Origin of the sequence: Methylotenera sp. (genome assembly GCF_029945535.1) — a bacterium.
Lineage (GTDB): Bacteria > Pseudomonadota > Gammaproteobacteria > Burkholderiales > Methylophilaceae > Methylotenera.
Window position 1 is genome coordinate 127,771 of sequence record NZ_JAQSCU010000006.1, and the last position, 13,838, is coordinate 141,608.

The 13,838-nt window shown below is 44.0% G+C and carries 14 protein-coding genes; all 14 read right to left on the reverse strand.

Annotation, left to right across the window (positions count from 1 at the left end):
• Positions 1-3: 3 nt before the first annotated feature.
• Positions 4-420: a NusG domain II-containing protein gene (locus PSU72_RS01690; protein WP_300430029.1), complete on the reverse strand. Its 417-nt coding sequence runs from the start codon at positions 418-420 to the stop codon at positions 4-6.
• Entirely contained in the window at positions 395-1,474 is a 1,080-nt protein-coding gene (locus PSU72_RS01695) for an FAD:protein FMN transferase (RefSeq protein WP_300430031.1), read from the reverse strand. Before PSU72_RS01695 ends, PSU72_RS01690 begins: the two co-directional genes overlap by 26 nt.
• On the reverse strand, positions 1,475-2,425 hold the full coding sequence (gshB, locus tag PSU72_RS01700; protein ID WP_300430033.1) for a glutathione synthase: 951 nt from the start codon (positions 2,423-2,425) through the stop codon (positions 1,475-1,477). It abuts the gene before it with no gap.
• Positions 2,426-2,436: 11 nt separating this feature from the next.
• Positions 2,437-3,732 (reverse strand): glutamate--cysteine ligase, encoded by a 1,296-nt coding sequence (gshA, locus tag PSU72_RS01705; RefSeq protein WP_300430035.1) that lies wholly within the window; start codon positions 3,730-3,732, stop codon positions 2,437-2,439.
• Between the two features lie 72 nt (positions 3,733-3,804).
• Positions 3,805-4,755, reverse strand: coding sequence for a lipoyl synthase (lipA, locus tag PSU72_RS01710; RefSeq protein WP_013149275.1), 951 nt, complete (start codon positions 4,753-4,755; stop codon positions 3,805-3,807).
• Positions 4,756-4,770: 15 nt separating this feature from the next.
• The gene (gene lipB / locus PSU72_RS01715) at positions 4,771-5,400 is read right to left on the reverse strand and encodes a lipoyl(octanoyl) transferase LipB (protein ID WP_300430037.1); all 630 of its coding nucleotides are present in this window, start codon (positions 5,398-5,400) and stop codon (positions 4,771-4,773) included.
• 45 nt (positions 5,401-5,445) lie between these two features.
• The gene (locus tag PSU72_RS01720) at positions 5,446-5,727 is read right to left on the reverse strand and encodes a DUF493 domain-containing protein (protein WP_300430039.1); all 282 of its coding nucleotides are present in this window, start codon (positions 5,725-5,727) and stop codon (positions 5,446-5,448) included.
• A 31-nt stretch (positions 5,728-5,758) separates the two neighbouring features.
• Complete coding sequence (locus PSU72_RS01725; RefSeq protein ID WP_300430040.1) at positions 5,759-6,931, reverse strand: D-alanyl-D-alanine carboxypeptidase family protein; 1,173 nt, start codon at positions 6,929-6,931, stop codon at positions 5,759-5,761.
• Positions 6,932-6,955: 24 nt separating this feature from the next.
• Positions 6,956-8,017 (reverse strand): septal ring lytic transglycosylase RlpA family protein, encoded by a 1,062-nt coding sequence (locus PSU72_RS01730; RefSeq protein ID WP_300430041.1) that lies wholly within the window; start codon positions 8,015-8,017, stop codon positions 6,956-6,958.
• On the reverse strand, positions 8,017-9,111 hold the full coding sequence (gene rodA, locus PSU72_RS01735; protein ID WP_300430042.1) for a rod shape-determining protein RodA: 1,095 nt from the start codon (positions 9,109-9,111) through the stop codon (positions 8,017-8,019). Before rodA ends, PSU72_RS01730 begins: the two co-directional genes overlap by 1 nt.
• Positions 9,104-11,059, reverse strand: coding sequence for a penicillin-binding protein 2 (gene mrdA, locus PSU72_RS01740; protein ID WP_300430044.1), 1,956 nt, complete (start codon positions 11,057-11,059; stop codon positions 9,104-9,106). Before mrdA ends, rodA begins: the two co-directional genes overlap by 8 nt.
• Before the next feature lie 24 nt (positions 11,060-11,083).
• Positions 11,084-11,563 (reverse strand): rod shape-determining protein MreD, encoded by a 480-nt coding sequence (gene mreD, locus PSU72_RS01745; protein WP_300430045.1) that lies wholly within the window; start codon positions 11,561-11,563, stop codon positions 11,084-11,086.
• A complete protein-coding gene (mreC, locus tag PSU72_RS01750; protein WP_300430047.1) occupies positions 11,550-12,635 on the reverse strand; it encodes a rod shape-determining protein MreC in 1,086 nt (361 codons plus the stop codon). Before mreC ends, mreD begins: the two co-directional genes overlap by 14 nt.
• 114 nt (positions 12,636-12,749) lie before the next feature.
• Entirely contained in the window at positions 12,750-13,793 is a 1,044-nt protein-coding gene (locus PSU72_RS01755; protein ID WP_013149265.1) for a rod shape-determining protein, read from the reverse strand.
• Positions 13,794-13,838 lie beyond the last annotated feature (45 nt).

Below are 13,838 nucleotides of genomic sequence, written 5' to 3' on the forward strand. Positions count from 1 at the left end.
AGGCTAATAATTAAGCGTATCGTAGGGTTTAGTTTCACCAAGTAGCTCCAAACTGATTTGGTTGGGTAGACAAATGGCGGCTTGCCCTGCGTGCGTTAACCAGCCTTGATGCACGCAGTATTGCGTATGACAGGGTGATTTTGAAAACCTTGCCTTGCCTTGCGCGATGCTGATAGTAGCATCACCTAGTTTCCCATGTACATGAATCTCACGTTGTTGGTTTAGGCTGTAAGTAGCGTAAATCTTATCGCCCAGTCTGATTTGCACTTTAGCTGCGTGTTCATTAGTCCACAATGTTTGAAACAAATAAATGACACATAAGATGCTGGCTATTAGTACCAACCAGTCGCCAGCCAGAAATTCTTGAGTAAGGCTTTTAAGCTGGGCGCGTAAGTTATTGCAGTGTGGCGAATTTAACATTGGGACTTAGCCAATTGAGTTTTTTCACCATATTTGTCGAAACAAAGATATTGGCTTGATCATCAATGACCATGAAGTTTTCTATACCTAACTCACGAGCAGCTTTACTTCTATTTTGAGGCGATTCTATAAAAATTGGTTTTGATGCTACGTCTGACAATACACCTGCTTGTGACTGATTAGCAGGTTGTGGAGCTACTAGTACGGTGACTGATTGCGTGTGCTGAGCTGGGTAGCCTGTGCGAGGGTCGATGATATGACAGTAACGTTTACCCTTCAACATAAAGTAGCGCTGGTAATCGCCAGAAGTGCCTACCGCCCAGCCATCGGGTAAATCGACAGTGGCAATCGCTGTGGGCGCGCGCGGGTGCTGTATACCTACTCGCCAAGGCTTGTCGCCATGCTTGCCTATCGCAATAATGTTGCCGCCTATGTTAATTAATGCATTATTCACATGCTGTTTGCGTAAATAATTAGCTGCAAGGTCTAGAGCATAGCCTTTTGCATAGCCACCTAGATCAAGTTTTACCGCAGAGTTTTTACTATATGCCGTATTATTTTCAAGCACGATGTCGTTCATACTTGGGCTAGATTTGACGAGTTTTTTGATTTTTCTATCATTAACATCAACGGCACTAAATTCATCGCGCTGAAAGCCCCAAGTGCCGATTAAATGACCTATAGCAGGGTTAAATAGACCATGCGATTTAACTGATAACACTTTGGCATCAACTAAAATGGCAACTAAGTCTGGACTAATATTTGTTAGCATACGGCCACGCTCGAATGTCGAATTGAGTTGGCCTAACTCGCTCGGTTTGCCTTCAGAGATTGGTTTCCATGCATGTAAGCGGTTATGCAGACTTTGGAAGTCTTGCAGTATATGGTTGGAGAGTGAACGTGCGCGCTCATCATCTTCATCGTAAATACTAATATCGACTAAAGTGCCAAAAACATAACTTTGTGTGTGGTAAAGCGGCTCTTCGCGCGATAGCAGATAAGCGCCAAATACAAGGGCAGCAACTAGAGCAATGATGACGTATGGTTTGCGCATTTAAAATGCGGCATGCCGCTCCAGAGCATCTATCATAATGCTGGCAGGGTTGCAGGGCTGAGGTAAATGGCTGGTTTGTTTGGCGATTTCTACCATGCCTGTGGGGCTAGTGACATTGATTTCGGTTAGATGCTCACCAATCACGTCTAAGCCCACTAGAAATAAACCTTCAGCTTTAAGTACTTTACCTACGGTTGTGGCGATTTCTAAATCACGTTCACTAAGTAATTGTGCAACACCAGTGCCACCAGCGGCCAAATTTCCACGTGTTTCACCAGCTTTAGGGATGCGTGCTAATGAGTATGGTAGAGGAACACCATCAATCACAATGATACGCTTATCGCCTTGTAAAATTGCAGGTAAATAACGCTGTGCCATAATCGTGCGTTTGCCGAAGTCAGTAATGGTTTCTAGTATCACACTGATATTGGGGTCAGTCAAACTTAGCCTGAATATGCTACTGCCACCCATACCATCAAGCGGTTTAACGACTATATCTTGGTGAGTAATTAGAAACTCTCGGATTAAATCATTATTGGCGGTGACTAGAAACTCTGGTGCAAATTGTGGAAACCGGGTAACAGATAGCTTTTCATTCCAACTGCGGATTGCGCTAGGTTTGTTATAAACCTTTGCGCCTTGATTAGCTGCAATTTCAAGTAAATAGGTGCTGTATAGATACTCGTTATCAAATGGCGGATCTTTGCGCATGATAATGCCATCAAAGTCTGCTGGCGCGTATTCAATCGCTTCTTCTAATATGTAGCTTTGCTCAGTAAAAATGAATCTCTTTGCGCTAACTCTTGCTGTTGCGCCGCGTAAAAAAAGCTCATGCTGCATACTGACAAACAGCTCATGTCCACGCAGGCTCGCCTCACGCATGATGGCTAAACTGGTGTCTTTGTAACTTTTGAGGTTCTCGAGTGGATCCAAAATAAAGGCTAGTTTCATAATGACATGCTTTATTGGTTAAGCGGATCTTGTTCTTGCAACTCAATAGCTGCGGCAAGTAAAGCTAAACGCGCTACTACGCCGTAAGCATAAAAGCGATTAGGGGCTGCATCTGGCGCTCCTGCACAGTCGGGTGTAGTACATGGCTTTTCGAAAGCTAATGGCACAAATTGTGAGCCTGGCGCATTGAGGTTTTCATCTATGCCGCGACCTGTATGTACACGGTAGAAGCCACCGATTACAAAATGGTCCATCATATATACGACAGGCTCTGCAACCGCATCGTTGATACTCTCAAAGGTATAAACGCCCTCTTGAATAATCACTTCTGAGACTTGCAAACCTTCTTTTACGACAGACATTTTATTGCGTGCTTTGCGATTTAGATCGCGTACATCATCGGGTGATTTAACCGTCATAATGCCCATGCCATAAGTACCTGCATCGGCTTTTACAATGACAAATGGTTCTTGCGTTACGCCGTATTGTGCATATTTAATTTTGATCTTTGCCAGTAACTCTTCTACTTTAAGTGCAAGGCATTCTTCGCCAGTCCGCGCGTGAAAGTCAATTTCACCGCAGGTATCAAAGTATGGGTTTAACAACCATTCATCAATACCAAGTAGGGCAGAAAACTCACTTGCCACGCGGTTGTATGCAGCAAAATGTTGCGACTTACGGCGCGTACTCCAGCCTGCATGTAGCGGCGGGATTAAATTCTGTTCAAGATTTTCAAGTATTGCAGGAATGCCGGCAGACAGGTCATTGTTAAGCAAAATCGCACAGCTATCAAAGTCGCCAAGCTCTTCGTTGATGAGTTTAATGCGGTTGCCTACGCGCACAACAGGCTCTAATAAAAGCGTATGACCATCATGAGTTTCTAGCTTGGTAGGTTCAGTAATCTCGGGAGAAATAGAGCCAACTCTTACGTCAAGACCCGCTTGCTTCATGATATTCACAAGCTCAACCACATTGCGTAAGTAGTAAGTGTTACGTGTATGATTTTCAGGAATAATCAGCAGTCGATGCGCTTCTGGGCAGACCTTCTCAACCGCAATCATCGCGGCTTGAACACTTAAAGGTAAGAAATCAGGATTGAGGTTATTAAAACCGCCGGGGAATAAATTAGTATCAACAGGCGCCAATTTGAAGCCAGAGTTGCGTAAATCTACGCTGGCATAAAACGGTGATGAATATTCTAGCCATTGCGAGCGAAACCAATGTTCGATTTTCGGCATGGCATCAAGCATGCTTTTTTCTAAGCTAAGTAAAGGGCCATTGAGCGCGGTTGTTAAATGTGGAACCATAGAATCTCTTTTCGGTATCTAGTTTAGGCTACTCTGTCATCGCGACGTGTGCATTTTCTTTTATCTAGCTTATTAAATGACTTCATGCGCTTGAACGTCAGCGTGATAGCTGCTTCTTACCATGGGGCCACTAGCCGTATTATTAAAGCCCATCGCATCAGCTTTTTCTTTTAATTTTTCAAATGATGCAGGTTCTACATAGCGCATAACAGGTAAGTGATGCACGCTAGGTTGTAAATATTGACCTAAGGTTAACATACTGACGTTGTGTGCACGTAAATCTGCCATGACTTCTAGAATCTCTTCGTCAGTTTCTCCTAAGCCTAGCATTAAGCCTGACTTTGTTGGTACATCAGGATACATCTCGCCAAAGGTTTTTAATAGCTGTAATGAGTTTTGATAGTCCGAGCCTGGCCTTGCTTGCTTATACAGGCGAGGAATTGTCTCAAGATTGTGATTCATGACATCAGGCGGTGCATTGCGCAGAATTTGCATGGCAACATCTAAACGACCACGAAAATCCGGTACAAGGATTTCAATTTTAATATTGGGTGATTGCGCACGCACGGCCCGTATACAATCTACAAAGTGTTGCGCGCCACCATCTTTTAAATCATCGCGGTCTACGCTGGTAATCACAACGTACTTGAGCTTCATTTGGGCAATCGTGCGTGCTAAGTTCTCAGGTTCGTTCACATCTGGTGGCAGTGGTTTGCCGTGCGCAACATCGCAAAATGGACAACGACGCGTGCAAATATCACCCAAAATCATAAAAGTAGCAGTGCCGCCACTAAAGCATTCGCCGATGTTTGGGCAACTAGCTTCTTCACATACAGTATGAAGATTATTCTCCCGCAGAATTTTCTTAATCTCTTGATAGCGCGCAGAATCAGGCGCTTTCATGCGTATCCACTCAGGCTTGCGCAGCATGGGCATCGGAATGATTTTGATAGGAATGCGCGAAGTTTTCGCGCTATCAATTTCTTTTACACCAGCGATTTTTGATGTTCTTACATCAGTCATTTGTATTTCCATTTGCTAAGTTTTTTGTAAGCCAAGATTCTTCATTAGGATGTTGAGTAACAACTCCCTTATTATTTCAAAATTGGCGTTAATGCCTAAATCTTTAGTTTGTGTGACTTTTAAGCCCACGTAGCCACATGGGTCGATGGCTTTGAACGGTGATAAGTCCATGTTTATATTTAAACTTAAGCCATGATAACAGCAATTATTTTTGATGCGTAATCCCAGCGAGGCAATTTTAGCTTCTTCAACATATACGCCGGGAGCATCGGCTTTTGCAACAGCCTTTTTACCGAAAGTATCCAGTAGCTCTACGACGGTATTTTCTAGCAGGCTCACCAGTTTTCTAATATTGAGGTTATTCCGTTTTAGGTCAAATAGAACGTAAATAATTACCTGACCAGGTCCGTGATAAGTGATCTTCCCACCTCGGTCAGTAGGCACTAATGGAATATCATCTCGAATGGGTAAGCGCACATTTTTGCGATTCAGCCCCAGTGTATATACAGCCGAGTGTTCAGTTAACCATAGCTCATCAGGCGTATTTTCAGTGCGCTCTGCCGTAAACTTTTGCATCGCATGCCATGTAGTTTCAAAATCAGTAAGACCTAGCTGCCTGATTAAGAAAGGTTGCTGCACAGTCATTGGTTTTAGTCTGGTGAAATTACTTTAAAAAATTAAGTGTTAGTTTTAAAGTGCAAATTTAACCAGTGGGTGCGCACTGATTAGGCGATAAATGTCGTCTAATTGCGCTTGTGATTCGACACGCACGGTGCAGGTGAGACTGGTATATTTGCCAGAAGAACTTATTCTGGATTCAATGTTTTCAGGGTTGAACGTCGGCACGGTTGTTTGAATAAGCAAAATCACAGTATCGGGAAATTGGCTTTCAGTCTTCCCCATGACTTTAATAGGGAAGTCCGTTGGAAAGTCAATGAGTGGGGGGGCGGTGTGTGGTTCTATGTCAGCCATGATGTTGAGCTCAGTAAATTTGCAATGATATTTATTGCATTAACAGTTTAATTGAATCCCAAGCGCGCCCTAAAATACCCGCGCCATCGATAGACTTCGCGGCCACTAAGCTGCGCTCTTCTATTACTTTGCCATTGAGTGTGAATTTCACACTGCCGATTACTTGACCTTTTTTAATAGGGGCAATCAGTGGTTGAGTACTAGACATCACCGCCTTAACGTTGGCGTAGTCACCTTTTGGAATGGTGACAAATAAATCATTAGCTACAGTTGAAGCTAATTGATTTTCAGTACCTTTCCATACTTTAAGCTGATTTATGCTTTGACCTTGTTTGTAGACTAATTTTGAATCAAAGTATTGAAAACCATAATTAAGTAGCTTTTGACTTTCGCTTGCACGTGCTGAGTCTGTTGGCGCGCCTAGCACCACAGAAATACGACGATTACCATCACGTTTTGCTGATGCAATTAAACAATAGCCTGCAGTTTCGGTATGACCAGTTTTCATGCCATCTACGTTTGGATCTGACCATAGCAAGCGATTGCGATTTGGCTGGGTGATTTTGTTGTAGGTATATTCTTTGACTGAGTATAAACGCTGATATTGGTCAGGGAAGTCACGTATCAATGCTGTAGCTAGCGTTGCTAAATCGTCGGCAGTAGTGAAGTGCTGAGCATCTGGCAAGCCAGTCGCATTCATATAGTGTGTATTTTTCATGCCTAATCGTGCGGCTTCCTTGTTCATCATATCTGCGAACTGTGGCTCAGTACCTGCAATACCTTCAGCCAGTGCGATAGAAGAATCGTTGCCAGATTGAATAATCGTACCGTGTAAAAGCTCATCCACTGTTACAGGCTTATTAGGCTCAATAAACATTTTTGAGCCTTCAACTTTCCACGCCAATTCGCTGACTGGTAGCGTTTGTGTTAGTGAGAGGTGACCATTTTTGAGTGCTTTAAAGGCCAAGTATGCAGTCATGATTTTAGTCAGTGAGGCAGGTTCAATGCGCATGCTGCTATTTTGTGATGCGATTACATAATTGCTATTAAAATCTTTAAGTAAATAGGCTTTAACCGCTAGGTTTGGCGGCGGTGCAATTTGTGCACTTTCAGCCTGCGCTGTAGACGAAATAGCCATCGCCGTTGCACTGAGCACAAAAGCGCATAAAAGATTTTTGAATGGAGTACTAGTTAGTTTTTGCATGTAATTATGTTTTGATGATGTTGATTAATTGGTGACGTGTGCGGCAATGTTTAATTGTCTGCGGATATTTGCAGCTGAAACATCGGCTTCAGATCTACTTGCATATGGCCCAAGCTTTACGCGATACAGGCCACTATTATACACGTTAGCTACTCCTACATTTTCGCCCAAATCCAAACTTTGGATTTTTTTCTGTAATAAATCGCCATTCGCTTCACTCTTAAAAGCACCCGCTTGAACATAGAATTGTGAGTTTAGTGTGCTGGTAGCAGCAGTCGTGATTGCAGGTGTTACCGTTGGTGTTGCTTCCATCGCAGTAGTCTTTGCAGCAGGCATGGTATTGCTTGGCGGTATGTTTTCAGGCAATATATTTTGAGATGTGGCAGCCGTTTGAATTGATGAGTCAGCTGGAGCCTTTCGCAAAGCTTCTAGGCTGGTGTCTATCGTTTCTACTTCTACCAAGCCACTGCCTTGTTTAATCAAGCGCAATTGATAAGCGGCGGCATAAGATAAATCAATCAGTCGATCACGTTTAAACGGCCCTCTGTCATTAATGCGTACTATGACAGAGCGCCCATTCGCAGGGTTCGTGACTTTTGCATAGCTAGGAATCGGCAAAATGGTATGTGCGGCAGTCATGGCGTACATGTCATACACTTCACCTGTTGAGGTTTTTTTGCCATGAAAACGCTTGCCATACCATGAGGCAACGCCTTGTTTTTTATACGGAACGTAACTAGTCATAGGCGTGTATTGCTGACCTAGTGCTGAATATGGCTTATTTGCACGCTTGTAAGGCTGTTCCGTTTTTAATGTAGCACTGGGAATGCTGTCTATATTCGCTGGTGCATTTTCACCTGGACCATCATCTAAGTAATAACCACCTGAGCCTGGTTTAGGCTCAGTTTTTGTCGTGGATTCGTTGTTAGGTGCAGTTGGGGATTGTTTTGCTGGAGCAGAAGCTGTCGGCACTTTAGGGGTAGATTTGAGTGGAGGATTTTCTCCGCAAGCCGCTAACAGTGCAGTCATTACCAGTATGAATAAGCGAGCGCGCAGCAATTGATGGTTAGTAATATTGAAATTCATTAAGTGGCTACCAATTTTTTGTGTGTATGTATGCTCATTAGAATACCTAGACTAAGGCAAAGCGTCACCATGGAAGTTCCGCCATAGCTAATTAATGGTAATGGTACACCCACCACAGGTAAAATGCCGCTTACCATGCCCATATTCACAAATGCATAGGTGAAAAAAGTCAGCGTAATACTGCCTGCTAAGAGTCTCGCAAAAGTGCTCTGCGCCTGTGAGGCGATGACTAAGCCGCGTAAAATAATCAAAGTAAATAATAGTAGCAGCAATAAATTACCCAATAATCCGAACTCTTCACCGAAGACGGCAAAAATAAAGTCGGTCGTCCGCTCGGGTAAAAAATCTAACTGAGCTTGCGTACCATTTAACCAACCTTTACCCGCTGTGCCGCCAGAGCCAATTGCAATAATCGCTTGTATGGTATGGTAACCAGCGCCTAGAGGGTCTTGTGTAGGGTCTAGTAAAATTTCGATACGCTTACGTTGATAGTCATGCAGCATCGACCAAAGAATAGGCGTTGATGCGGCAAATAATACTCCGCTACCTAGCAGTAACTTCCAGCTTAAGCCGGCTAAAAATAATACGTAAAAGCCTGATGCAGTAATAAGCAATGACGTGCCTAAGTCTGGCTGCTTCATAATCAGCGCGACGGGTACCAATAATAGTAAGCTCCCTATCGCAAAATCAGCCATCTTAGGTTTGCCTTCTTGCTTGGAAAAATACCAAGCAAGCATCATCGGCATGGCAATACGCATGATTTCAGACGGTTGAATTTTAGTAAAACCTAGGTTAAGCCAGCGCTGCGCGCCATGACTAATCGAGCCAAATAATGCCACTGCGATTAATAATAGTACGCCAAAAATATAAAGTGGCAGAGCCGCCCGCTCAAGTTGATTGGGGGCAATATTGGCGGCCACCCACATAAAGCTTAAGGCAACTACTATGTTAATCCCTTGCCCGTATATGCGCGCAACGCTTTGCCCAGATGCGCTATAGAGCACAAACAAACCGACCATTAGGGTGAAAAATAAACACACCATCAGGAACGGATCGATGTGTTTAAAAAATTGCTTTAACAGTTGATTAATCATGCAATTCTTCTTCTGGCACTGGTTGAGTTGCCGCTGTACCTAATGCATTATTAGGTGATTTTGACGGTACTTTTTTATCGTCCTTAGCTATTTCAGGCACAGGTACTTTGCCTAATAGATAATAATCCATCACTTTTCTAGCGATTGGCCCAGCAGTGGTGCCGCCGTGATTACCATTTTCTACGATGACTGCTATCGCAATTGTTGGATCCTCCGCTGGGGCGTAGGCAATAAATAAGGCGTGGTCACGATGACGCTCATCAATGCTGCTAGCATTATATTTTGCATTTTGTTTGATGCCAATCACTTGAGCCGTACCTGTTTTTGCAGCAATAGAATACGGCGCATTTGCACCTACAGCAGCGGCGGTACCACCTGGTTGCGTGACCGCAATCATGCCGCGTTTAACAATATCAATATTCTCAGGTTTTAGTGGAATGGTATCTTGCACAATCAGTGGTACCGTTTGCGTTTCATTGGTAATGGTTTTTTGAATCTTAGCGACTAAATGCGGCTTCATTGCCACGCCATTGTTCGCTAATGTCGCTGTGGCTTGAGCTAGCTGCAGAGGCGTCACTAAAGTATAGCCTTGGCCAATGCCAACAATGACGGTTTCACCTTGATACCAAGGTTGCTTAAAGCGTCGCATTTTCCATTCTGGCGTGGGTAGTAGGCCCTCATTTTCACCTTGAATGTCTATGCCAGTTTTCCTGCCAAAATTAAAATGACGGACAAAACTCGTCAGCTTGTCGATACCTAATTCCAGCGCCAATCCATAGAAAAACGTATCACAAGAGATGGTGATGGCGCGCTGCATATCTACCATGCCATGACCAGATGGTTTCCAGTCTCTATACTTATGCACGCTATTGGCTAAAGTAAAATAACCAGGGTCGCTGATGCTAAAAGGTGGAACACGTTTATCATTTTCTAGCCCAGCCATTGCCACAAATGGCTTGAATGTTGAACCTGGTGGATAAATGCCGCGTATAGGTCGATTGATCAGTGGCTTATCCAGGGAATCATTGAGTAGTCGCCAATTTTCAACATCGATACCATCTACAAACATATTGGGGTCAAAAGTTGGCTGACTAACATAGCTGAGCACTTCGCCCGTTTTGGGGTTAATTGCCACTAATGCGCCACGATGTTCGCCAAAAGCGGTTTCAGCAATCTCCTGAATTTTGCTGTCAATCGTTAAAACTAGATTGCTGCCAGGTATAGGCGCTGTGCTTGATAATACGCGTACGGCTCGGCCATCGGCATCAATCTCAACTTGCTGAAAGCCGGTGGTGCCATGCAGTTGACGCTCATAAAACTGCTCTATACCGCTCTTGCCTACATGGTCAGAACCTTTGTAATTGGACAGGTCACCATTCTTTTCAAGATTTTCTAAATCTTTATCATTGATACGTCCGATGTATCCCACCATATGCGCGCCTAGTTTGCCTAGTGGATAGTGTCTAAATAATCGCGACTTGATTTCCACCCCTGGGAACCGGTAGTGGTTAACTGCAAAACTTGCAGCTTCTACTTCATTTAAGTGTGTGCGAATCGGCACACTTTCAAAGTTGCGGCTTTCTTCGCGAAGTTTGTTAAAGCGTTTGCGGTCTAATGAGCTGACCTCTACTAACTTGCTGACTTCGGAAATGGTTTTTTCAAGGTCATCGACCTTGGATGGCGTAATCTCTAAGGTGTAAACGAAGAAGTTATGAGCAAGTACCACTCCATTTTTATCAAGGATCAAACCACGGTTAGGCACAATCGGCACGAGTGAAATGCGGTTGTTTTCCGCCAGCGTTTGATAGTGTTTGTACTGCTTGATTTGCAAGTATGAGAAGCGCAGCGCCAGCACACTGAATAGCGTTATCACAACAAAAGCCGTGAAGCCCAATCTCAGCTTAAAGTAATATTGCTCATGCTGAAAGTTCTTAAGTTCAGCGCGCATAATTAAATGGCAGCCATCGAAATATTAAGTCCCACGCGAGCGGCCGCCAGTATTTAAGCCAAAAATGACAGCGACTCTCCATAATATAACGCCGATAATACTTGGTAAGAAATAACTCCAACCTAAAGCATCTGCACCAGAGAAGGTTTTAATGATGAGTAAAACGATTTGCGAAATCATCAGTAGCAAGAACACGTAAAATAATTGCTGAGTGTGGTTAAACAATACTAAGCGGCGCTGATAGGTCACCGCAAAAAATGCTGTAATGGTGTAAGCCAAGGCAAACTGACCAAATATTCCACCTGTGGCTAAATCTACAAAAAGCCCTAGAAACCAAGCTGTGCCTACGTTGCATAAATTTGGTGCACGTATTAGCCAAAAAATAATGACCAGCAAGATAAAATCTGGGCGTATTTTTAGTGCAAACCCAGACCACGGCAGCAGTAAAAATACAAATGCCAAAATCAGCGACAGATAAAGGGATTTGAGCTTACTCGGCGGCATGTGGCTTGCTCGTATTGTTGGGAGGCGTGATTACTGTAGGCTTGGCCTCTGGTATTAATTTCGGCTTCCCAGTCACCGTGTTATCTGCAGCAGGTTTTGTCATTTCAGGTTGGGCTGCTACCGGTTTGGCAGCTGTGGGTTTAATTTCAGATTTTTTGATTTTTGCATCGGGTTTAATTGCGCTAATTATTTCCGTTTCAACCGGCTCGGCTATACGCGGAATGCTGACTAAAAGCACTTGTTTATGGTTTTCTACACCGCCAGTCGGTACGCAAATAATACGTGCAAAGGGCGAATCGGGTGTAATTTCAATTTGTGAAACTGTCGCAACAGCTAGTCCTGCAGGGTAGACGCCATCTATGCCTGATGTCACCAATTTGTCGCCACGTTGAATATCTACATTGGTCGGCAAGTACGGTAAATCCAAGGTGTTGTCGCGACCATGTCCAAATGCAATGGCACGCAGACCGTTACGTTCGACCTGTATTGGAATGGCTAATGATTTATCAGTAATAAGTGTGACTTCGCTGCTCAGCGGATAGATACGCGTGACTTGACCAATCACACCAGTCGAATCAACCACAGCTTCGCCGGCCACGATGTTATGTGTTGCGCCACGATTCACGATGATTTTCTTGGTAAATAAATCGCGGCCCACATGCATAATTTCAGCCGCCACACTAGTTTCAACAATCGATTGATTAGTTCGTAATAATTGGCGAAGGTTATTGTTTTCCAGCTCAAGTGAATTGAGTTTTTGTAACTCAACAGCTTGTTTCAGCGCATTCTTTTTTAAGCTTCTATTTTCATTAAGTAAGTACTCATGCGTTGAAAAGTACTCAGTGGTATCACGATAAAGCCGTGATGGTGCATTAGCCAGTAATTGCAAAGGGTGCAACAGCGCTTGTAGATTTTGGCGCACAGTCGTGAGATATTCTAGGCGTGAATCCGCCGCCATTAATGCCAGTGAAAGAGCAGAGAAAAAAGCCAAACGCGCAAGCGGACTTGGGCCGCGCACAAAAAATGCTGGGGCGGATTGTTGCTCGAGTTTGTGATTAAAGCGGCGTGACATTGGTTAAGCGATATTCAATTTCTCTTTATAAGGTAGAAGTTTAACTTCTTATGTGATTTAGGCCGTATAGCACGGCCTAAATTTTACTTCATCACGAAGGCTATTGAGCCTTTATTACTCGTAGGCGAAGATGCTGCCTAGTTTATCCATTTCTTCTAAAGCTTGACCGCAGCCGCGTGCTACGCAAGTCAGAGGATCTTCTGCAACGATGACAGGCAAGCCAGTTTCTTCCACCAATAGCCTATCTAAATCACGCAGTAAAGCGCCGCCGCCAGTTAATACCATGCCCTTTTCGGCAATATCAGCACCTAGCTCTGGTGGGGTTTGTTCTAGTGCGGATTTCACAGCGCCAACAATTGAATTTAATGGCTCAGTCAGCGCTTCTAAAATTTCATTGCTTGAAATCGTAAATTTGCGTGGCAAACCTTCTGCAAGATTGCGACCGGTAACTTCCATTTCTAACACGGCTGAACCTGGGAATGCAGAACCAATGGTTTTCTTGATGTTTTCAGCCGTTGGCTCAGAAATTTGCATACCGTAATTGCGGCGAATGTAATCAATAATCGCTTGGTCGAATTTATCACCGCCAACACGTTCAGATTTCGCGTAAACAATACCGCCAAGTGAGATTACACCCACTTCAGTTGTGCCGCCACCAATATCCACCACCATAGAACCAGTTGCTTCTGAAACTGGCATACCAGCGCCAATCGCTGCTGCCATTGGCTCTTCTATCAAAAACACTTGTTTAGCACCAGCGCGCTCAGCAGACTCTTTAATCGCACGGCGCTCAACTTGAGTCGAACCAACCGGTACGCAAATAATAATACGTGGGCTAGGTGAAAACCAACGTGCATCATGTACGCGGCGGATAAAGTATTTGAGCATTTGCTCAGTAATGGTGAAGTCTGCAATCACGCCGTCTTTCATTGGGCGAATCGCTTGAATATTTGCTGGCGCACGGCCAAGCATGCCTTTGGCTTCAGCGCCAACCGCGAGTAGAATTTTTTTGCCACCTGGGCCGCCTTCTAAACGAATGGCAACCACGGATGGTTCATCTAGAACGATGCCTTTGCCGCGAGAGTAAATCAGCGTGTTCGCTGTACCCAAGTCAATAGCAAGATCGTTTGAAAAATAGCTAGTTATAAAACCGAACATTGTGTTTTTCCTGTGATTTGATGCAAGATGACGATTTGGGGCGCT

What these genes read in the sequence shown, in the direction of transcription:
- PSU72_RS01725 (WP_300430040.1), bottom strand. Translation starts at nt 6,931, where the DNA reads ATGCAAAAACTAACTAGTACTCCATTCAAAAATCTTTTATGCGCTTTT.
- PSU72_RS01695 (WP_300430031.1), bottom strand. Translation starts at nt 1,474, where the DNA reads ATGCGCAAACCATACGTCATCATTGCTCTAGTTGCTGCCCTTGTATTT.
- mrdA (WP_300430044.1), bottom strand. Translation starts at nt 11,059, where the DNA reads ATGCGCGCTGAACTTAAGAACTTTCAGCATGAGCAATATTACTTTAAG.
- gshB (WP_300430033.1), bottom strand. Translation starts at nt 2,425, where the DNA reads ATGAAACTAGCCTTTATTTTGGATCCACTCGAGAACCTCAAAAGTTAC.
- lipA (WP_013149275.1), bottom strand. Translation starts at nt 4,755, where the DNA reads ATGACTGATGTAAGAACATCAAAAATCGCTGGTGTAAAAGAAATTGAT.
- mreD (WP_300430045.1), bottom strand. Translation starts at nt 11,563, where the DNA reads ATGCCGCCGAGTAAGCTCAAATCCCTTTATCTGTCGCTGATTTTGGCA.
- rodA (WP_300430042.1), bottom strand. Translation starts at nt 9,111, where the DNA reads ATGATTAATCAACTGTTAAAGCAATTTTTTAAACACATCGATCCGTTC.
- lipB (WP_300430037.1), bottom strand. Translation starts at nt 5,400, where the DNA reads ATGACTGTGCAGCAACCTTTCTTAATCAGGCAGCTAGGTCTTACTGAT.
- gshA (WP_300430035.1), bottom strand. Translation starts at nt 3,732, where the DNA reads ATGGTTCCACATTTAACAACCGCGCTCAATGGCCCTTTACTTAGCTTA.
- PSU72_RS01720 (WP_300430039.1), bottom strand. Translation starts at nt 5,727, where the DNA reads ATGGCTGACATAGAACCACACACCGCCCCCCCACTCATTGACTTTCCA.
- mreC (WP_300430047.1), bottom strand. Translation starts at nt 12,635, where the DNA reads ATGTCACGCCGCTTTAATCACAAACTCGAGCAACAATCCGCCCCAGCA.
- PSU72_RS01730 (WP_300430041.1), bottom strand. Translation starts at nt 8,017, where the DNA reads ATGAATTTCAATATTACTAACCATCAATTGCTGCGCGCTCGCTTATTC.
- PSU72_RS01755 (WP_013149265.1), bottom strand. Translation starts at nt 13,793, where the DNA reads ATGTTCGGTTTTATAACTAGCTATTTTTCAAACGATCTTGCTATTGAC.
- PSU72_RS01690 (WP_300430029.1), bottom strand. Translation starts at nt 420, where the DNA reads ATGTTAAATTCGCCACACTGCAATAACTTACGCGCCCAGCTTAAAAGC.